Below are 19270 nucleotides of genomic sequence, written 5' to 3'. Positions count from 1 at the left end.
CCACACTCGCCCCAGGTAACACGGGGTTCACATAAGAGCAACGGTCGGGAAATCGCCGGTTGCCAGGCTGCCGCACATCACCACGGCACCGCAGCACCCGCACGTTCTGCGCCGTACCGAGCTTTAAGGATGAGGCCCCCGTGACCTTCAAGGCTGAGTACATCTGGATCGACGGCACCGAGCCGACCGCCAAGCTCCGTTCGAAGACGAAGATACTGGCGGACACCGCGAAGGGCGCCGAGCTCCCGCTCTGGGGCTTCGACGGATCCAGCACGAACCAGGCCAAGGGCCACGCCTCGGACCGCGTGCTCAAGCCGGTCTTCTCCTGCCCCGACCCGATCCGCGGCGGCGACGACATCCTCGTCCTGTGCGAGGTCCTGAACACGGACATGACGCCGCACGAGTCCAACACCCGCGCCGAACTGGCCGAGGTCGAGGCCCGCTTCGGCGCGCAGGAGCCGATCTTCGGCATCGAGCAGGAGTACACCTTCTTCGAGGGCGACCGCCCGCTCGGCTTCCCCGTCGGCGGCTTCCCCGCCGCGCAGGGCGGCTACTACTGCGGCGTCGGCTCGGACGAGATCTTCGGCCGTGACGTCGTCGAGGCCCACCTGGAGAACTGCCTCAAGGCCGGTCTCGGCATCTCCGGCATCAACGCCGAGGTCATGCCGGGCCAGTGGGAGTTCCAGGTCGGCCCGCTCGCCCCGCTGGAGGTCTCCGACCAGCTGTGGGTGGCCCGCTGGCTGCTCTACCGCACCGCCGAGGACTTCAACATCTCCGCGACCCTCGACCCGAAGCCGGTCAAGGGCGACTGGAACGGCGCCGGTGCGCACACCAACTTCTCCACCAAGGCGATGCGCGAGGGCTACGACGCGATCATCACCGCGTGCGAGTCGCTCGGCGAGGGCTCCAAGCCGATGGACCACGTCAAGAACTACGGCGCGGGCATCGACGACCGCCTCACCGGCCTGCACGAGACCGCCCCGTGGAACGAGTACAGCTACGGCGTCTCCGACCGCGGCGCCTCGGTCCGCATCCCGTGGCAGGTCGAGGTGGACCGCAAGGGCTACATCGAGGACCGCCGCCCGAACGCGAACGTCGACCCGTACGTCGTGACGCGGCTGCTCGTCGACACCTGCTGCGCCGCGCTGGAGAAGGCCGGTCAGGTCTGATCCCGCTGTCCGCACGCCTGTTGAGGGGGCGCCCGCCGGTTCCGGCGGGCGCCCCCTCAGGCCTTGGTGCAGGGAACATTTCACGCCAAGATCCGTCAGGGGGCCGTATCGGTGGGCGAGAGGGAACTGCCAGTAACCCACCCATCTGATTCAATGGGGGGCATGGGAAGCCACCGGAACGCAGCGACAGGTCGTCATGACCTCGAGCCCTTCTGGCCTTCCCGTCAGCACCACGACTTCGACCGGGTGTGTTGCCGCGCGATGAACGCGCGGGCCCTCTAAAGCCGTTCACCCGGCCTTCGCCTGACGCGCACGACGTACGTCTCGTTCTCGACGACTCCTTCTTCGCGCGAAAGAGCTGACCTCACCATGGCGAACTCCCGTACCTTCACTGCCGCCGCTTCCGCCACCGCCGCCGCGTCCGGCGCCTCCGTCCCCGCCGCCCGGGGACGCCTTCGGGCCGTCGCGCCCGACGAGGTGGTGCAGATCTCCGACTTCCTGCCGCCGGGCGCCACCTGGCTGCCCGCGCCGCAGCACACCCTGCCGACCCTGCCGGGGCAGCCGCCGATGGTCGGCTACCTCGTCCTCGTGCCGGCCGGGCAGGAACCCGTCGCAGCGGAGCCCGTCCTGCCGCCGGAGCGGCCTGCGCCCGACACGGGGCCCGTCCGCATCGACACCGTGCAGCGGGCCGCCGAGGTCGACGGGCGGACCCTCGACCTCACGTACCTGGAGTTCGAGCTGCTCGCGCACCTCGTCGCGCACCCCCACCGGGTGCACACCCGCGACCAGTTGGTGACCACGGTGTGGGGGTACGGACACGTGGGCGACGGCCGCACCGTCGACGTCCACATCGCGCGGCTGCGGCGCAAGCTCGGCGCGGAGCACCGCAGGACGATCCAGACGGTGCGCCGGGTCGGCTACAAGTACGCGCCGCCGACGCCCGCGCGCTGAGCCCGCTCCGCCGCTCCGCCCCGTTCTCTCTGCCTCCGGCAGAACACGGTTCCCTTCGCACCCGTCCGGCGTGCAGAGTCCTTCCATGAGACTTCTGATGCTGGGTGGTACGGAGTTCGTGGGGCGCGCCGTCACCGAGGCGGCGCTCGCCCGGGGCTGGGAGGTGACCGTCTTCCACCGCGGCCGCCACGAGCCGCCCGCCGGGGTGCGGTCCCTGCACGGCGACCGCACCGCCGAGGGCGGCCTCGCGGCGCTCGCCGAGGGTGAATGGGACGTGGTGGTCGACACCTGGTCGGCGGCGCCCCGGGTGGTGCGGGACGCCGCCCGGCTGCTCGCGGGGCGGGCCGGGCGGTACGTCTACGTCTCCAGCGGCTCCGTGTACCGCTATCCCGGCGTGGCCGGGTCCGACGAGAACTTCCCCGTGGTGGACGGCGATCCGGACGCCGACGCGGTCGCGTACGCGGAGGACAAGCGGGGCGGTGAGCTCGCCGCGGTCGCCGAGTTCGGGGCCGAGCGGACGCTGCTTGCGCGGGCGGGGCTGATCCTGGGTCCTTACGAGAACATCGGGCGGCTGCCGTGGTGGCTGAATCGGGTGGCGCGGGGCGGGGCCGTGCTGGCACCCGGGCCCCGGGAGGCGGGCATCCAGTACATCGACGTACGGGATCTCGCGGAGTGGATCGTCGACGCGGCCGCCGCGGGGCTGCACGGGGCGTACAACCTGGTTTCGCCGGTCGCGCACGCGACGATGGGTGAGCTCCTCGATGCGTGCGTCGCGGTGGCGGGCGCATCCGACGTCGAGCTGCGGTGGACCTCGCCGGAGGCGATCGCCGAGGCGGGGATCGAGCCGTGGATGGAGCTGCCGGTGTGGCTGCCGCCGGGTGAGCTGTACGACACGATGCATGTCACGTCCGTGGACAAGGCGGTGGCTTTCGGGCTCCGGGCCCGGCCCGTCGCCGAGACGGTGCGCGATACGTGGGAGTGGCTGCGGGGGCTCGGCGGGGTCGCTCCGCAGCGGGCGGATCGACCTGCGGTCGGGCTTGATCCGGAGAAGGAAGCGAAGGTTCTGGGGCTGTAGCTGTGCGTATCCCCCGGTGCGTGTGCTCCGCACCGGGGGATACGACGTTTCAGCGGGCGCCTTGTCAACGGTTGCCCGGCAGTGAGGCGTTGTGCCCGCCCTTCCCCAAGCTCTCGGCTCCGCTCGAGCAGGGGAGACCCCACTCGCCGTGCGGAACGCCTGCCCACAACGGGGCGCGGCGAACAGGTGGAGGCGGGGGCGGGGGTGCCGCCGTGTGGGACGGCTGCCCACAACGCGGGCGGCGAAAGGGCGAGGGGCGCCGTGCGGAGCGGCTGCCTACAACCGGGACGGCGTGGCGGCGGAGGCGGGCGACACCGGCGGGGTGTCCGTGACACCCGTCTCGCCGTGCGAGACCTGCGGGAGCCACGAGAGCCACCCCGGCGTGTGCCAGTTCCTGTCGCCCAGGAGTGTCATCACCGACGGGAGCAGGATCATGCGGACCACCGTCGCGTCCAGGAGGACCGCCACTCCCAGGCCCACGCCCATCTGCTGCATGTCCTGCATGGACAGTGTGCCGAAGACCGCGAAGACCGCCACCATGATCACCGCCGCGCCCGTGACCGCGCCCGCCGTGCTCGTCACGCCCTCGCGGATCGCCGCGCGGTTGTCCGCACCGCGGTCGCGGGCCTCGCGGATGCGGGAGACCACAAACACGTGGTAGTCCATCGACAGGCCGAAGAGGACGACGAGGACGAACAGCGGCATCCAGTTCTCGATCGCGCCGACCTTCTCCGAGCCGATCAGCTCCGCACCCCAGCCGTGCTGGAAGACCGCGGTCATGACGCCGTAGGCCGCGCCCACCGACAGCAGGTTCAGCGCGATCGACGTCACCGCGATCACCACCGAGCGGAAGCTGAACAGCATCAGGAGGAAGGTCACCGCCGCGATGAAGGCGAAGACCGGCACGATGCCCCTGCCGAGCTGGTCGCTGAAGTCCTCGGAGGAGGCCAGGTCACCGCCCACGTACGCCTCGGCGTCGACGCCGTCGAAGGCCGCGGGGACGGTCACGTCGCGCAGGTCGTGCAGCGCCTTCTTCGCCTCGGCGTCGGTGCCGGTGCCCGGCAGCGGAACCGCGATCTCGGCGACGCCCGCCGCCTTGTGGACGGTGAGGTCGGCGCCCTCGCCCGCCTTGTCCGTCACCGAGGCGAGAGCCTTCCGCACCGGCTGCGCCCCGATGTCGTCGGCCTTGACGACCACCCGGGCCGGGGCGGGCCCGCCGGGGAACTCCTCGGTGATCTTCTTGTACGAGATGGAGAGCGCCGCGTCGGAGCCGAACTGCTTCTCCAGACCGAGCTGTTCGGTCTTCATGCCGAGCGCGGGCGCGGCGAGGGCGAGCAGCAGGGCGGCCGCGCCGACGGCGAAGAACTTCGGGTGGTTCAGGACGGGCCGCAGGACGCGTCCCGCGATGCCTCCACTGGCGTGCGCGCCCTTCTTGGCACGGCGGTTGAGGAAGAGGAAGGGGATGCGGCCCGCGTCGATCCGGTCGCCGAGCCAGGCGAGCAGCGCGGGCAGGACCGTGACCGAGCCGAGCATCGCCACGCACACCACCAGGATCGTGGCGACGGCGAAGCCCTTGAAGAGGAGCAGGCCGGAGAGGAACATGCCGGCCATCGCGACCATCACCGTCAGGCCGGAGACCAGGACCGCGCGTCCACTGGTGGCCGCGGCGATCCGCAGGGCCGTCTCCGCGTCCCGCCCGGCAGCCCGCTCGTCCCGCTCGCGGCGCAGATAGAACAGGCAGTAATCGACGCCGACCGCGAGGCCCATCAGGAACATCACGGAGTACGTCGTCTCGAAGAGGTGCAGCTGGTGGCTGGCGAGGGAGAGCAGCCCGAACGCCGCCACGCACGCGGTGAGCGCGAGCCCCACGGGAAGCAGCGCCGCGACCACGGCCCCGAAGGCGATCAGAAGGATGCCGAGCGCCAGCGGCACCGCGGTGAACTCGGCCTTCTTCAGGTCGTCGGCGAGCAGGTCGGACAGGTGTTTCTCGGAGCTCGCGTCGCCGAACTGGTGGACGGAGATGCCGTGCGCGGCCCCGTCCTCCTTCGCCTTCGCCACGGCGTCGAGGACCGGCCCGACGCGGTCGGCGGCGTCGTCCGACGGGCCCTTGATCTCGAAGCGGAGCAGCGCGTCCCTGCCGTCCTTCGAGGGCAGCGGCGCCTGGACGTCGCGTACGTCGCCCGTCGCGGTCAGCGCCTTCGACAGGTCGGCCGCCGCGTCCCGCCAGCCGTCGGCGGTGCGCGCGGTGACCATGACGAGCTCGCCCGCGGGCTCGTCGATGTCCGCGTCCTTCAGGATCTTCGCGGCCCGGCCCGAGTCGCCGACCCCCATCTCGTCGTCGGACGCGGTGACCGTGCCGGTGGCCCCGCCGATGACCGTGGCGAGGACCACGAAGACCAGCCAGCCGAGGACGGCCGCCTTCCGGTGGTGTGCGCTCCACACACCGAGTCGTGCCGCGAGGTTCCGCCTCATGGCGATTCGCCCCCATCAGTCTGCGCGAGTAAGCGTCGGATAAGACGTGACTCACGCTAGAAACCGGGGACTTCGCGCCCCAGCCGCCGAAGCCCCCTCTCGGTGAAGCACAGGGCGAGGCCGGGGGGTGTCGTCAGGTACACCCCCCGCTCGGGTGGGGGGCCCAATGACCCGGGCCGCCCCACCGGAGAGACTGGTCACCGTGCCGGACGCACAGCACGCGAACGGTCGGCTCGGGCTTGACGAGAGGGATTGATGACCATGACGAGGCTACGGACCGCGGCGGTCGCCGGAGGGCGGGGGCTCTACCTGTCGATCGTCTCTCTCGCGGGCTCGATCACCCTCTTCGTCCTCTCCGTCCTGTCGATCGCCTTCATCCTGCTCGGGGTCGGTCTCTTCACCACTCCGGTCATCCTGACGGGCGTACGCAAGTGGGCCACCCTGCGCCGCTATCAGGCCGGTCAGTGGGCGGACGTACGGATCCCGGTCCCGTACCGGACCTTCCCCTCGGGACTGCGTACGGGCGTCACCGGCCAGGTCGAGCGCTGCATGCTGATGCTCAAGGACCCGGCGACCTGGCGCGATCTGCAGTGGCTGCTCGTCGACATGACCGGGGGCTTCATCTCCGCGATCTTCGCTCCCGCGCTGCTGCTCTACTGGCTGTACGGCTGGGTCCTCGCCCTCGGCGTCTGGAAGCCGATCCACGACGCGGGCGGCGGCGAGTGGTACGGCTTCATCCACGTCACCTCGCAGTCCACCGCGAACCAGGCCGCCGTGCTCGGCACCGCACTGCTGGTGGTCGGCCTGTTCGCCAACCCGCACATCGTCCGCGGCCACTTCCTCCTGGCCCGTACGCTCCTCGCGCCCACCACGAGCATGCGGGAGCGCGAACTGGCGCTGCGCGTCGACCGGCTGACCGAGACCCGGCACGACGCCGTGGACAGCTACGCCGCCGAACTGCGCCGCATCGAGCGCGATCTGCACGACGGGGCGCAGGCCCGTCTGGTCGCCATGGGCATGGACCTCGGCACCATCGAGGCGATGATCGACGCCGACCCCGCCAAGGCCAAGGAACTGCTCGCCAAGGCGCGGCAGAACTCCGGCGAGGCGCTGACCGAGCTGCGCGACCTGGTCCGCGGCATCCACCCGCCGGTCCTCGCCGAACGCGGCCTCGGCGACGCGGTGAAGGCCCTCGCGCTGCGCCTGCCGATCGCCACCGAGGTCGACGTGGAGCTGGCGGGCAGGGCCGAGGCGCCGGTCGAGTCCGCCGCGTACTTCGCGGTGAGCGAGGCCCTGACCAACGCGATCAAGCACTCGGGCGCCGACCGCATCTGGGTCGACGTGCACCACACCGACGGCATGCTCCGCATCGCCGTCACCGACGACGGCAAGGGCGGCGCCTCGGTCGGATCGGGATCCGGGCTGAGCGGCATCGAACGCCGACTCGGTACATTCGACGGCGTACTGGCCGTCAGCAGCCCCGCGGGCGGTCCGACCATGGTGACCATGGAGATCCCTTGCGAGTTGTCCTAGCCGAAGACCTCTTCCTGCTGCGCGACGGCCTGGTGCGGATGCTGGAGGCATTCGACTTCGAGATCGCGGCGGCCGTGGAGAGCGGGCCCGAACTGACCAAGGCCCTGGAGGAGTTGCAGCCGGACGAAGACGCCGTCGCCATTGTCGATGTACGGCTTCCGCCGTCCCACACGGACGAGGGTCTCCAGTGCGCGCTCGCCGCGCGCCGGGCGCGGCCGGGCCTGCCGGTCCTCGTCCTCTCGCAGCACGTGGAGCAGCTGTACGCGCGCGAACTCCTCGCCGACGGCAACGGCGGCGTCGGCTATCTCCTCAAGGACCGGGTCTTCGACGCCGCGCAGTTCATCGACGCCGTCCGCAGGGTCGCGGCCGGCGGCACCGCGATGGACCCGCAGGTCATCCAGCAGCTCCTGTCCCGCCGCGCCACCGACCAGCCGCTCGGCGCGCTGACCCCGCGCGAGCGCGAGGTGCTCGAACTCATGGCGCAGGGCAGGTCGAACGCGGCCATCGCGGCGCAGCTCGTCGTGACGGAACGGGCCATCGCCAAGCACACGTCCAATATCTTCGGAAAACTGGATCTGCCGGTCTCGGACGACGACAATCGGCGGGTGCTCGCGGTTCTTGCCTATCTCGATCAAGGGCGCTGATTCTCGGGGCGGTTGAACGGGGCGGGCCACTGATACGTACGTAGTCCCATGGGACGCACTTCACGACGTACATCACGAAAACGATCAAAACTCGCGGGCCGGGCGGTCGCTGCTTCCGTGGCGTTGCTCATGGGCGGCGGCGGCCTGATCGCCGTGAACGTCTACGCGAATGCCGAAGAAGGCACGGATCAGCCGCCCCCGCGGAGCGCCGGGCAACAGGCGTCGACCATCGACTGTCCGGACGTGGCGAATCAGTTGCCGGAGGTGCCGGACGCCGCGCGCGGCCAAGTGGATCGGCAACTCGCCGAGCTGGACGGTCAGATCACGGAAGCGTACGGGCAATTCACGCAGGCCCAGGACAAGGAGTCCCTGCTCGCTCCCCTGGAGGAGAAGCGCAGGGAAACCCTCTCCGGAATCACCAACACCCTGGACCAGGCCGGGGCCCGGCCCGAAGGGCTCGACAGCATGGCGCCCTGTACCCTGCGCGCCGCCGACCAGGAGCAGGCACCTGAACAGGGCGAAGACCAAGGCCAGGACCAGGAGCAGGGCCAGGAGCAGGAGCGGGGCCAGGAGCAGGAGCAGGGCCAGGAGCAAGGGCAAAGCACCAACGGGCCCGATGCGAGCGATTTCGTCGAGATCACATCCGTCCGGCCCAACGTCAACCGCCCCCGAAACGGCCGCAACGCATCACGCGGGACCTTCACCACGAAATGCGGGCGGAACGAGAACGGCAAGTTCAATCCCGACAACGTCATCGTCGCGCCCGGCGTGAGCAATGGCGCCCACCACATGCACGATTACGTCGGAAATCAGGCGACGGACGCCTTCTCCAGTGACGACGATCTCGCGAACGGGAAGACCAGCTGCCGGAATCAGGGCGACAAGTCGACGTACTACTGGCCCGTCCTGAGGCTGCAGAACGGAAAGGACGAGGACGACGCCCAGGCCGACGGCGGCGGCAAGGACCAGAATGTCGGGGAGATCCAGACACCCGCCGCGGTCACGCTGACGTTCGCCGGAAATCCGCGGAGCAAGGTCGTCGCGATGCCGCGATTCCTGCGCATCATCACCGGTGACGCCAAGGCGTTCACGAACGGCGACGCCAATGCCAACGCCTCGTGGAGCTGCACCGGATTCGAGAACCGGCAGCTGAAGGACAAGTATCCGATCTGCCCCGAGGGCAGCAAGGTCGTGCGGACGTTCAACTTCCAGAGCTGTTGGGACGGGCAGAACACCGACAGCGCCAACCACCGCACCCACGTCGCCTTCGCCGACCCCCGCACCGGCGCCTGCCCGCAGGGCTTCCGCGCCATTCCGCAGCTGGTGCAGCGCATCGTGTACGACGTGCCGCCCGGCCCCGGCTTCGCCGTCGACTCCTTCCCCGAGCAGCTGCACAAACCCGTCACCGACCACGGTGACTTCATCAACGTCTTCGACGAGCGGCTGATGCGACGCGTGGCGAAGTGCGTCAACTCCGGCCAACGTTGCGCCTGACGCCGCGCCCGGCCGGCGATCCCGACGGAGACCCCGACGGGAGATCCCGACAGGAGACCCCGACAGGAGAGCCGCTCACCCCATGCGGTGACCGTGGTGGCCCCCGCCGTGCCTCCCCGCGGCATCCACCACGGTCCCACCGAGACGGTCGCGCAGCGCCGCGATGTCATCGGCACCGCCGACCGCGATCCAGCTTCCGCCGACGAGGTACGTACCCCCGTAATCGTTCGCCTCGTCGAGCCATTCGGCCTGGCCACGGGCGTTTGTAAAGGTTACGAGGATGTAGTTGCGGGCACCACCCACACAGGTGGCCTGCCGCAGCTCGGCCGCGTCCGTCTGGATGTCGGGCCTGCATCGCGCCTTGGCCGCCAGCTGCTCCAGGCTGCCGCTCGCCGTGCGCGGTGTGTCGTCACCCCTCGAGCCGCACCCCACCACCATCAGCAGGACTCCCGCACCCATGCACGAAAGCGCGCTTCGCGCTGCCCGCCGCACGTCCCTCATCGTCCCACCCGTTCCTTTCGGCTGACTCAACTCGCCTGTCGCACATGCACCGTTGAGCCCCGGGGGCGACACGGATACCGTGCGCGCAGCCTTCAACCCAGGGGGTACACATGTCCGAACCGTCCCGACGCACCGTGCTCGGCACGGCGGGAGCCCTCGGCCTCGGCGCCGCCGCCGGCGGACTGCCGGTCCTGACCGGCACCGCGGCCGCGCGCCCCGCAAAGGCCCCGGCCTTGGATACGGATGCCGCGCGGTCCGTGCTCAACAGACTCCTCCCGCATCACGCGGAGCAGATCCGCCTCAGACTTCTCCCGCCACGGGGCCGCGAGGACCGCTTCCGGGTCACCGGGACCGCCGGGCGGATCGAGGTGTCCGGCACGACACCCGCCGTGCTGCTCACCGGCGTCCACTGGTACCTGAAGTACGTGTGCGGGGCCCATGTCACCTGGAACGGCAGCCAGTTGGACCTGCCGCGCAGACTGCCCGCGCCGGCCCGTCCCCTTGAGCGGTCCACCTCGCTCGCCCACCGGTTCGCCCTGAACGACACCAACGACGGGTACACCGCGCCGTACGCCGACTGGACGTACTGGGAGCGGATGATCGACGTACTCGCCCTGCACGGCTGCAACGAAGTCCTGGTGATCGCGGGCGCCGAGGCCGTGTACCACCGGGTCCTCAAGGAGTTCGGCTACTCCGACGCCGAGGCCAGGGCGTGGCTGCCCGCGCCCTCGCACCAGCCGTGGTGGCTCCTGCAGAACCTGTCCGGGTACGGCGGGCCGCTCTCCCGGCAACTCATCGACGACCGCGTCGCGTTGGGGCAGCGCATCGTGCGGCGGCTGCGGGAGCTCGGCATCGCGCCCGTCCTCCCGGGCTACTACGGCCACGTCCCCGACGGCTTCGTCGGGCGCAACGGCGGCGACGCGCGCGTCGTGCCGCAGGGCGTCTGGCACGGGTTCAGGAGACCCGACTGGCTCGACCCGCGGACCTCGGCCTTCGCGAAGGTCGCCGCCTCCTTCTACCGGCACCAGGAACAGCTCTTCGGCCCCGCCGACCTCTTCAAGATGGACCTGCTGCACGAGGGCGGCACCGCGGGCGACGTGCCCGTGCCCGACGCCGCCCGCGGTGTGGAGGCCGCCCTGCGCACGGCCAGGCCCGGCGCCACCTGGGTCATCCTCGGCTGGGAGGCCAACCCGCTGCCCGCGCTGCTCGACGCCGTCGACAAGAAGCGGATGCTGATCGTCGACGGGGTCTCCGACCGGTTCGCGAGCGTGACGGACCGGGAGAAGGACTGGGGCGGGACCCCTTACGCCTTCGGGACCATCCCCAACTTCGGCGGGCGCACGACCATCGGGGCCCGCACGCACCTGTGGAACGAGAAGTTCTTCGCCTGGCGCGACAAGGAGAACAGCGCGCTGGTGGGCACCGCGTTCATGCCGGAGGCCACGGACCGGGACCCCGCCGCCTTCGAGCTCTTCTCCGAACTGGCCTGGACGAAGGGGCCCGTCGACCGCGCCGCGTGGTTCTCCTCGTACGCCGACTTCCGGTACGGCGGGCGCGACCGCGACGCGCGGGCCGCCTGGCGGGCGCTTCACGACACCGCCTACCAGCACACCGCCGTCGAGCGCAGCGACCCGCACGACTCCCTCTTCGCCGCGCGGCCCGACCTCGCCGCCGCCCGCGCCGCGGAGTACGCGCCGCGCGCCCTCACCTACGACCCCGGACGCTTCGACGCCGCGCTCTCCGGGCTCCTCGGGGTCGCGGGCGCGCTGCGGGGCAGCGCCGCCTACCGGCACGACCTGGTGGACGTCGCCCGGCAGGCCCTCGCGCACCGCAGCCGGCAGCTCCTTCCGCAGCTGCGGGCCGCGTACACGAAGAAGGACCAGGCCACCTTCCGTGAACTGGCCACGCTGTGGCTGCGGTTGATGCGGCTCTCGGACGACGTGACGGGCACCCATGCGGCCTTCCTGCTCGGCCCCTGGGTCGATGCCGCGCGGCGGATGGGGACGAACGAGGCCGAGCGCGCCGAGTTCGAGCGGACCGCGAAAGTGCTGATCACGGTGTGGGGGGACCGGGCGACGTCCGACCCGGGGCGGCTGCACGACTACGGCAACCGCGAATGGCACGGCCTCATGGGCGACTTCTACGTGCCCCGGTGGCAGAAGTGGCTCGACGAACTCGCCGACGCGCTGGCGGCGGGGCGGGCGCCGAAGCCGGTGGACTGGTTCGCCTTCGAGGAGCCGTGGACGCACGAGCGCAAGGACTACGCGCTGCGGCCCGTCGGCGCCCCGTACCGCACCGCGGCCCGGGTGCGGGACGTTCTGGCGCGGGCGCCGTACCAGGGGAGCCTGGAGGTCACCGCGGATCCGTCGGCGATGCCGCCGGGTGGGCACGCGCGCGTGGAGGCCGTTTTCCGCAACGTCAACGGGCTGCGCGCCACCGGCCGCGTCGACTTCACGCTGACCGGCGTGGACGCGGAGCCCTCTGGGCCCGTCTCCCTGCCGAGGGTCGAGGCGGCGGGGACGGGCAAGGTCGCATGGCGGGTCAGCGCCCCGGACACGCCCCTGGACCGGCCGTTGCGGCCGCTTCCGTACGAGATCGCCGTGCGGTACGGCCCTTCGGGCGAGCGGAGGGTGCGGTCCGTGCACGACGGGACGCTGTTCGTGGCGGGGCCGGTGAGTGACGCCTGGAAGAAGTACAGCAACAACGGTGCCGTCTTCGGCGAGTTGGACGGTCGGTACGCGATCCACGGCGGCGGGGCGGATCTGTGGAAAGGGACGACCGAGTTCGGGGCGCTGTACCGGGAGGGGGTGCTGCGGGACGGGGTCTCGGTGGTCGTGCGGGTCGACTCCCAGGCCTCGACGGGTCCTTGGGCCCGTGCGGGCATCATCAGCCGGGTGGCGCTGGAGCGGCCGGGGTCCGCGGGGATCGTGAACCTCGCGGTCACTCCCGGCAATGGGGTGGTCCTCTCGTACGACACCAACGGTGACGGCACGCTGGACACGTACAAGCGGATCACGGGGATCACGGCGCCGGTACTGCTGCGTCTGACGCGGGGCGGGGGCGGCGCGGTCACGGGGTCCTGCTCCGTGGACGACGGAGCCACGTGGCGGGACGTGGCGACGGTGACTGTGGCGGGGACGGGGTCGACGCAGGACGCCGGCATGTTCATGAGCGCGACGAACGGGGGCGACGGGGCGCGCGGGACGGTGGAGTTCAGCGGGTGGCGGCTCGCGGGCGGGTAGCGGGTAGCGGCTCTCGGGCGGGGAGCGGGTAACGGCTCTCGGGCGGGGAGCGCCTGGGGGTCGGATGTGGGGCGGGGCCGCGGGGGTGTCTCCGTACTCGCCATCTTTGTTGCGGGGCCTTGTTGCTGCGGCTCGCGTGAGCTTTGTGCTCGGTGCTCCGTTCGGACACACCCCCACGTCCCCTCGCGTCGGCCTGGCGTCTGCGGGTGAGTGGGGGTGCGACCTTCACCGGCTCGGGTGGGTGGAAGGGCGCGCCACCGCCTCCCCTCCCGCCCAGCCTGTGCTCCTGCTCGCACAAGTCCGCTGCGGGGCAATCGGGCGGGCGGGTGGGGGACACCCGCCGCGGAGCGGCGGTGAAGGAGATACCGCCGAGCAACGAAGATCCACGCCAAGCGCGCCGCAGGCGGCAAGGTGACCATCCGACGATTCGCTCGTTTTGTTGAACGTGTCCTCGCATGTGCAGTCCCCTCCCCCGTCCCCGTCCGACCCCGCCCCCGTCGTCGACGTGGAGCAGGCCGAGGCCGCCCTCGTCGAGCACTACCCACGGCTCGTCCGGCTCGCCTACCTCGTGCTGCCGCCCAGCCTCGGCCGCAACCGGCGGGTCCTGACCGCGCACTCACTCGCCCAGCGCGCCCTGCCCCGCGGCCGCACCTCCGTCGACGCCGTCGCCGTCCCCGCACCGCGCGGCGGCGCCGCTCGCCACGGCGACGCCGGATACGCGTACGTACGCCTTCACGTCCTGCGCAGCGCCCTCGACGCCGGGCTCCCCCTGAAGCGGAAGGCCTGGCCCAAGCGGGCCCAACTGCCGCCGCTGCTCCCCCAGGTGTGGGGTCTGCGGCTCTTCCCCCGCTCCGGCGGCGCCGACGAACTCGCCCTGGACCAGCGGCTCTCCGCCCTGTCGGGACCCGCCCGCGCCGCCTACGTCCTGCGCGGTCTTGATGGCCTCGACGACGCCGGGGCCTGCGCCGTACTGACCGCCGCGGGCTGCGACGCCCCCGAGGCCGCCCTCGCCGAGGCCGGTGGCATCGAGGCGCGGTACGACCTGCTCGCATCCCCCGAGTTCGACCCCTGCTCCCTGCAGGCGAGGCCCACCGACCTGATGCGGCGCAGGCAGCACATGCGGGCCGCGGGCGTCGCGGCTGCCGCCGCGCTGGTGTGCGGAGCGCTGCTCGGCCTGCCGGGCGACGGCTGGGGGCCCGACGGAGCCGCCGCTCCCCCGTACGCGAAGAACCCGGCCGGTCAAGCGGCCCTGGATCCGGGGAAGTTGACGAAGGTCGCCGCCGCGACGTGGAAGCGTTCCGCCCGCACCGACTTCTCCGTGTGGCCCGCGCGCGGCAACCTCACCGGCGACAAGGCCCTGCTGCGCCGCGCCCTCGCCGTCTGGGCACGGCCCGGCGAATCCGTGCAGGTCTCCGCGACCCCCGGCACGGCCGCGGGCGCACCCCCCGGCCCCGCGCAGCTGCTCTTCGCCGGCGAGGTCGACGCCGCCCGCGTCGTCCTCCTCTACGACGGCCTGCGCATCGTCCGGTACGCCGAGCCCCGGGAGGGCACGAGCGGCGCCGCCCTCGACTTCGCCCGCGTCGACGGCGCCACCGGCGCCGAGGCGGGCGCCGTCGTCGTCAACCGTGCCGACGGGAACATCCGGTACCTCACCGCTCCTTGGGTCACGTCCTCCTCGGTCCAGGATCTTCTGAAGCCCGGGGCGAAGGGTGCCTCACTGCCCCGGTCCGAGGACGGCGTCACCGGCCCCTTCGCCGGGCCCGCGCAGAACGGCCGGTGCACGTCCTGGAACGCGCTGCGGCTGCGCGACAACTCCGGCGCCGTCCGTATGTCGACCGACCTCGGCGAGCTCGTCCCCGCCCATCTGACCTCGGGACGTCCGCAGGCTCCGCGCGAGGCCACGGCCGCCGACTGGACGAAGTCCGCGTGCTCCCTGGCCTCCGTCCGCTCGCACGGCGTGCGGTCCGTGAACTCCTGGGCGTACGCCCGTCAGACCCTGCCCGAGGGCGACGGCGCCGCCGCGTGGGTCTGCACCCGGGCCGAGACCTGGCGGGGCGGCGGCAGCCGGGTCCTCGCCCAGTTCCAGACGCCCGAGGGGCCCGCGGGCGCCGTCGCCGCGAAGGCCGAGGACTCCCCCGCCTGCGGCACCCGCGACCCGCAGGTCCTCGCGGGCGTCCTGTGGAAGTCCCGCGCGGGCCACTGGTATCTCCTGGGCGCGGGCAGCAAGGACGTCACATCCATCACCGCGTCCGGCGGCGAGCGGGCACGGGGGAACGTGCTGGCGGTGAGGACGGAACGGAGCACGCGGGCCCGGCTGAGCGGCGAGCTGGCAGACGGCAGGAAGGTGGCAACACTGCGGTAGCGGAAAGCCCGTCCGGCGATTGAGGACGCACTCGGCGAAGCCGGTGTTCGACGGCCACCGAAGTTCCCTCCGCACACCCCTGTACCCCCGGGCTACCCCTCAGTACATTGACGCCATGTCTAATACGCAGAGCCGGGCGCCCGAGCCCGTCGCGTCCGAGCGCATACCGCTCAAGGCACGCAACGTCTCCTTCTCCTGGGAGAACACCCCGCTCCACTGGCTCCCGAACGACCCGTTCACCACGCACACCATCAACGTGCTGCACCTGCTGCTGCCCGCCGGTGAGCGCTGGTTCGTGCACGTCTACAAGCAGGTCCTGCCGCTCATCCGCGACGAGAGACTGCGCGAGGACGTCATCGGGTTCATCGGCCAGGAGGCCATGCACTCGCAGGCCCACGACGAGGTCCTGCCGCACCTCAAGGAGCAGGGGCTCGACCCGACGCCGTACACCGCGCAGGTCGACTGGCTCTTCGAGAAGCTGCTCGGCGACCGGACGCTGCCGCCGGGCAAGCCGCGCCAGTGGTGGCTGATGGAGCGCGTGGCGATCATCGCGGCCATCGAGCACTACACCGCCTTTCTCGGCAACTGGGTGCTCAACGCCGAGGAGCTGGACCGCAGGGGCGCCGACCCGACCATGCTGGACCTCCTGCGCTGGCACGGCGCCGAGGAGGTCGAGCACCGCTCCGTCGCCTTCGAGCTGTTCATGCACGTCGACGGGGGCTACCGGCGCCGGGCCAGGACCTGGGCCACCGCCTTCAGCGCCCTGGTCTTCCTGTGGCAGCGCGGGGCGCGGTTCTTCATGGAGAACGACCCGACCCTCGTCGACGGCAAGGCGAGCTTCAAGGACTTCTACCGCAGCGGGCGCGCGGGCACGCTGCCCGCGACCGGCGACATGATCAAGTCCATCCCCCGCTATCTGAGCCGGAGTTACCACCCCTCCCAGGAGGGCAGCACGGAGCAGGCCGTCGCCTATCTCGCCTCCTCGCCCGCCGCACTCGCCGCACTCGCCACCGAGAAGGGAGCCGCCTGACATGCCGCGCATCCGCACCGTCGTCCTCGCCGCGGGCGTCGCGCTGCTCGCCAGGCGGGCCATGCGGCGCCGCATCGCGGCCTCGCCGCTGTGGCCGCTGCCCTCCCTGGAGGAGCCGATCTCCGGGCAGCCGCGCAGCCGGGCGCTGCGTCTGGTGGTCGCCCGGCACGAGAGCGTGGCCGAGGGCGTCGTCCAACTGAGGCTGGAGGGCGACCGGTTGCCCGCCTGGGAACCCGGCGCCCACCTCGATCTCGTCCTGCCTTCGGGGCTCGTGCGGCAGTACTCGCTGTGCGGCGACCCCGAGGACACCTCCTCGTACACCGTCGCCACCCGTCTGATCGCCGCGGAGCAGGGCGGAAGGGGCGGTTCGCGCGAGGTGCACGAGCAGCTGAGGGCGGGCGTCGAGGTCGAGGTGCGCGGGCCGCGCAACCGCTTCCCGCTCGCCGACGCACCCTCGTACGTCTTCGTGGCCGGCGGCATCGGGATCACGCCGATCCTGCCGATGCTGCGGGCCGTCGAGGCCTCCGGGGCCGACTGGCGGCTGCTGTACGGGGGGCGTTCGCGGGCCTCGATGCCCTTCCTCGAAGAGGTCGTCAAGCTCGGCGGGCCCGAGGGGACGCGGGTCACCGTCGTCGCCGAGGACGAGGACGGGCTGCCGGACCCGGCCGCCTTCCTCGACGGGACACCGCGGGGCACCGCCGTCCACGTATGCGGCCCCGAGGCCCTGATGGAGGCCGTCGGCGCCGTTCTGCCCGAGGGGTGCTCGCTGCACCTGGAGCGGTTCGCGCCACGCGCCGCGGGCGACGACAACGCGGCCTTCGAGGTCGAACTGCGGCGCAGCAAGCGGACGGTGGAGGTTCCCGCGGACACCACGGTGCTCGCCGCCGTCCGTGCCGAGCTGCCCAACACCGCGTACTCCTGCGAGCAGGGCTTCTGCGGGACGTGCCAACAGCGCGTCCTGGAAGGGGAGATCGACCACAGGGACGAGCTGCTCACGGACGACGAGCGGGGCGACTCCATGCTCATCTGTGTCTCGCGGGCGCGCGGCGAGCGGATCGTGCTCGACATGTGAGGTCGGACCGGTTCACCGGTGGGCCGGTTCCGCTCGGTAAGGTGTTCGCATGACAACCGGGGTGCGCCGCAGGATGGGTGTCGAGGAGCGGCGGCAGCAGTTGATCGGGGTCGCGCTCGAACTGTTCAGCCACCGCTCCCCCGACGACGTGTCCATCGACGAGATAGCGGCGGCCGCGGGCATCTCGCGCCCGCTGGTGTACCACTACTTCCCCGGCAAACTCAGCCTGTACGAGGCGGCGTTGCGCCGGGCGGCCGAGGATCTGGCCGAGCGGTTCGTCGAGCCGCGCGAAGGGCCGCTCGGGGTGCGGCTGTTGCGGGTGATGGGGCGCTTCCTCGCCTTCGTCGACGAGCACGGGCCCGGCTTCTCCGCGCTGATGCGGGGCGGCCCCGCGGTCTCCGCCGGCGGAGCCTGCTCCATAGACGCAGCGTCGACGACGAACGCGCTGATCGACTCGGTGCGGCAGGCGGCGTACGACCAGATCCTCATGCATCTGGGGATCACCGACCCGCCCGCGCGGCTCGAACTCGTCGTGCGCTCCTGGATCTCGCTCGCCGAGTCGACGGCGCTGATCTGGCTGGACGGGCGGCGCATCCCGCGCGCGGAGCTGGAGCTCCAACTGGTCCACGACTTCGCCGCGTTGGCCGCGGTGAGCGCCGCCTACGACGGGGAGATGGCGCGGGTCCTCGCCGACATCCTCGCCTCGGAGCCGCCCGACGGACCGTTCGCCGAGCTCATCGAGCGGCTCGTGGCGCTGGTGCCGCAGGCTCAGGTCTGAACCGCCTTGCGGTAGGAGGCGTCCAGGTCCCTGATCTCGGCCGAGGCGTGCAGCGTGAGCCCGTCGGCCGCCTTCACGTACTGCCGCACGAGGTCGAGCGCGGCGGTCGTCACCTGTGCCTTGGTCTCGTCCGAACGGCCGGGCAGCAGCCCGATCATGACGTGCACGACACCGTCGTCGCCCGCCCCTTCGCCCACCACGGTCTCCTCGGTCCGCACGAACCGCGTCTTGCAGGCGGTCGGCGTGGCATCGGCCAGGTCCACGAGCAGCGGGTGCAGGGCCAGCGCGAAGCCCTTGCGGTCGAAGGCGTCCGCGAGGCGCTCGGAGTAGTCGACGGTGATCTGCGGCATGGGCCACCCCTCTTTGATCGATGTGTCGTACCCACCCTTACGGTGATCGTCATGACGGTACAACTCGCTTTCCGCAAGGCGGACGAGAACGACACGGCCGCCCTCGCGGACCTCTACGACGGCGCGGCGCGCTGGATGCTGGAGCGCGGCATCGACCAGTGGAAGCCGGGCGACAAGGGCGAGCCGCACTTCCGGCGGCTGATCACCTCGGGCGACGAAGAGGTGTGGCTCGCCCACGACGGCGACGAGGTCGCGGGGGCGTACGAGGTGTGGTGGGACGACGAGCCCGCGTGGGGCCCGCAGCCGCCGGTCGCGGGCTATGTCCACCGGCTGATGGTGCGGCGCGGGGTGCGGCCCGGGACGGGCCGGGCGATGCTGGCGCGGGCCGAGCGGCGGATCGCCGAGGCCGGGCGCGCTGTGTGCCGCCTGGACTGCGTGTCGACCAACCCGCGGCTGCGCACGTACTACGAGGAGGCCGGGTACACGCTGGTGGGCGAGCTGGCGGGGAAGGTCGCCGCCGACGGGAGCACGTACGGCGTACTGCTCCTGGAGAAGCCGCTCGGCTGACGGATGGGCCCGACGGGCGGGTACGACGGC

At 71.7% G+C, this 19270-nt stretch carries 15 protein-coding genes; 12 read left to right on the top strand and 3 right to left on the bottom strand.

The genetic code is table 11. The annotated features are described in order from the left end of the window. Positions 1 to 140: 140 nt before the first annotated feature. The 3 genes from glnII to AB0B50_RS16545 all read left to right on the top strand — a co-directional run bounded on the left by glnII (position 141) and on the right by AB0B50_RS16545 (position 3195). Positions 141 to 1169 (top strand): glutamine synthetase, encoded by a 1029-nt coding sequence (gene glnII / locus AB0B50_RS16555; RefSeq protein WP_362331308.1) that lies wholly within the window; start codon positions 141 to 143, stop codon positions 1167 to 1169. Between the two features lie 369 nt (positions 1170 to 1538). Then, on the top strand, positions 1539 to 2120 hold the full coding sequence (locus tag AB0B50_RS16550) for a winged helix-turn-helix domain-containing protein (RefSeq protein WP_362331305.1): 582 nt from the start codon (positions 1539 to 1541) through the stop codon (positions 2118 to 2120). 85 nt (positions 2121 to 2205) lie between these two features. Further along, positions 2206 to 3195 (top strand): NAD-dependent epimerase/dehydratase family protein, encoded by a 990-nt coding sequence (locus AB0B50_RS16545; protein WP_362331302.1) that lies wholly within the window; start codon positions 2206 to 2208, stop codon positions 3193 to 3195. Positions 3196 to 3471: 276 nt separating this feature from the next. On the opposite strand, the gene AB0B50_RS16540 is transcribed toward AB0B50_RS16545, so the two are convergent. Continuing rightward, positions 3472 to 5667, bottom strand: a complete 2196-nt coding sequence (locus AB0B50_RS16540; RefSeq protein WP_362331299.1) for an MMPL family transporter — start codon at positions 5665 to 5667, stop codon at positions 3472 to 3474. A gap of 255 nt (positions 5668 to 5922) precedes the next feature. On the opposite strand from AB0B50_RS16540, the gene AB0B50_RS16535 reads away from it, so the two are divergent. From AB0B50_RS16535 to AB0B50_RS16525, 3 genes are read left to right on the top strand one after another with little or no spacing between them, the layout of a single operon-like run. Beyond that, positions 5923 to 7200: a sensor domain-containing protein gene (locus tag AB0B50_RS16535; RefSeq protein ID WP_362331296.1), complete on the top strand. Its 1278-nt coding sequence runs from the start codon at positions 5923 to 5925 to the stop codon at positions 7198 to 7200. Continuing rightward, complete coding sequence (locus AB0B50_RS16530) at positions 7185 to 7844, top strand: response regulator transcription factor (RefSeq protein ID WP_362331293.1); 660 nt, start codon at positions 7185 to 7187, stop codon at positions 7842 to 7844. The genes AB0B50_RS16535 and AB0B50_RS16530 overlap by 16 nt, the downstream gene beginning before the upstream one ends. Positions 7845 to 7892: 48 nt before the next feature. Then, a complete protein-coding gene (locus tag AB0B50_RS16525) occupies positions 7893 to 9338 on the top strand; it encodes a DUF1996 domain-containing protein (RefSeq protein ID WP_362331290.1) in 1446 nt (481 codons plus the stop codon). Between the two features lie 75 nt (positions 9339 to 9413). Here the strand turns inward: AB0B50_RS16525 and AB0B50_RS16520 are convergent, their stop codons facing one another. Beyond that, a complete protein-coding gene (locus AB0B50_RS16520; protein ID WP_362331287.1) occupies positions 9414 to 9797 on the bottom strand; it encodes a hypothetical protein in 384 nt (127 codons plus the stop codon). Between the two features lie 152 nt (positions 9798 to 9949). Here AB0B50_RS16520 and AB0B50_RS16515 point away from each other — a divergent pair, with 152 nt between their 5' ends. From AB0B50_RS16515 to AB0B50_RS16495, 5 genes are all read left to right on the top strand, one after another. Beyond that, on the top strand, positions 9950 to 13081 hold the full coding sequence (locus AB0B50_RS16515; RefSeq protein ID WP_362331284.1) for an alpha-N-acetylglucosaminidase: 3132 nt from the start codon (positions 9950 to 9952) through the stop codon (positions 13079 to 13081). 457 nt (positions 13082 to 13538) lie between these two features. Further along, a complete protein-coding gene (locus tag AB0B50_RS16510; protein ID WP_362331281.1) occupies positions 13539 to 15443 on the top strand; it encodes a hypothetical protein in 1905 nt (634 codons plus the stop codon). 115 nt (positions 15444 to 15558) lie between these two features. Continuing rightward, the gene (locus tag AB0B50_RS16505; RefSeq protein ID WP_362331278.1) at positions 15559 to 16473 is read left to right on the top strand and encodes a metal-dependent hydrolase; all 915 of its coding nucleotides are present in this window, start codon (positions 15559 to 15561) and stop codon (positions 16471 to 16473) included. Between the two features lies 1 nt (position 16474). Then, the gene (locus AB0B50_RS16500) at positions 16475 to 17545 is read left to right on the top strand and encodes a PDR/VanB family oxidoreductase (RefSeq protein ID WP_362331275.1); all 1071 of its coding nucleotides are present in this window, start codon (positions 16475 to 16477) and stop codon (positions 17543 to 17545) included. A gap of 49 nt (positions 17546 to 17594) precedes the next feature. After that, positions 17595 to 18323 (top strand): TetR/AcrR family transcriptional regulator, encoded by a 729-nt coding sequence (locus tag AB0B50_RS16495; protein ID WP_362331272.1) that lies wholly within the window; start codon positions 17595 to 17597, stop codon positions 18321 to 18323. Here the strand turns inward: AB0B50_RS16495 and AB0B50_RS16490 are convergent. After that, the gene (locus AB0B50_RS16490) at positions 18314 to 18673 is read right to left on the bottom strand and encodes an isomerase (protein ID WP_362331269.1); all 360 of its coding nucleotides are present in this window, start codon (positions 18671 to 18673) and stop codon (positions 18314 to 18316) included. The two genes, AB0B50_RS16495 and AB0B50_RS16490, sit on opposite strands and share 10 nt — an antisense overlap. Positions 18674 to 18724: 51 nt before the next feature. On the opposite strand from AB0B50_RS16490, the gene AB0B50_RS16485 reads away from it, so the two are divergent. Then, complete coding sequence (locus tag AB0B50_RS16485) at positions 18725 to 19240, top strand: GNAT family N-acetyltransferase (RefSeq protein ID WP_362331266.1); 516 nt, start codon at positions 18725 to 18727, stop codon at positions 19238 to 19240. Positions 19241 to 19270: the final 30 nt, after the last annotated feature.

The sequence above is a fragment of the Streptomyces sp. NPDC041068 genome, assembly GCF_040647455.1.
Lineage (GTDB): Bacteria > Actinomycetota > Actinomycetes > Streptomycetales > Streptomycetaceae > Streptomyces.
The sequence above is the reverse complement of the archived record's forward strand: the minus strand, read 5'-3'. Positions and strand labels throughout refer to the sequence as shown.

Excerpts from the sequence above, each read along its gene's own strand:
- AB0B50_RS16500 (WP_362331275.1), top strand. The coding sequence starts at position 16,475 with ATGCCGCGCATCCGCACCGTCGTCCTCGCCGCGGGCGTCGCGCTGCTC.
- AB0B50_RS16485 (WP_362331266.1), top strand. The coding sequence starts at position 18,725 with ATGACGGTACAACTCGCTTTCCGCAAGGCGGACGAGAACGACACGGCC.
- AB0B50_RS16525 (WP_362331290.1), top strand. The coding sequence starts at position 7,893 with ATGGGACGCACTTCACGACGTACATCACGAAAACGATCAAAACTCGCG.
- AB0B50_RS16535 (WP_362331296.1), top strand. The coding sequence starts at position 5,923 with ATGACCATGACGAGGCTACGGACCGCGGCGGTCGCCGGAGGGCGGGGG.
- AB0B50_RS16550 (WP_362331305.1), top strand. The coding sequence starts at position 1,539 with ATGGCGAACTCCCGTACCTTCACTGCCGCCGCTTCCGCCACCGCCGCC.
- AB0B50_RS16505 (WP_362331278.1), top strand. The coding sequence starts at position 15,559 with ATGTCTAATACGCAGAGCCGGGCGCCCGAGCCCGTCGCGTCCGAGCGC.
- AB0B50_RS16540 (WP_362331299.1), bottom strand. The coding sequence starts at position 5,667 with ATGAGGCGGAACCTCGCGGCACGACTCGGTGTGTGGAGCGCACACCAC.
- AB0B50_RS16495 (WP_362331272.1), top strand. The coding sequence starts at position 17,595 with ATGACAACCGGGGTGCGCCGCAGGATGGGTGTCGAGGAGCGGCGGCAG.
- AB0B50_RS16490 (WP_362331269.1), bottom strand. The coding sequence starts at position 18,673 with ATGCCGCAGATCACCGTCGACTACTCCGAGCGCCTCGCGGACGCCTTC.
- AB0B50_RS16520 (WP_362331287.1), bottom strand. The coding sequence starts at position 9,797 with ATGGGTGCGGGAGTCCTGCTGATGGTGGTGGGGTGCGGCTCGAGGGGT.
- AB0B50_RS16545 (WP_362331302.1), top strand. The coding sequence starts at position 2,206 with ATGAGACTTCTGATGCTGGGTGGTACGGAGTTCGTGGGGCGCGCCGTC.
- AB0B50_RS16515 (WP_362331284.1), top strand. The coding sequence starts at position 9,950 with ATGTCCGAACCGTCCCGACGCACCGTGCTCGGCACGGCGGGAGCCCTC.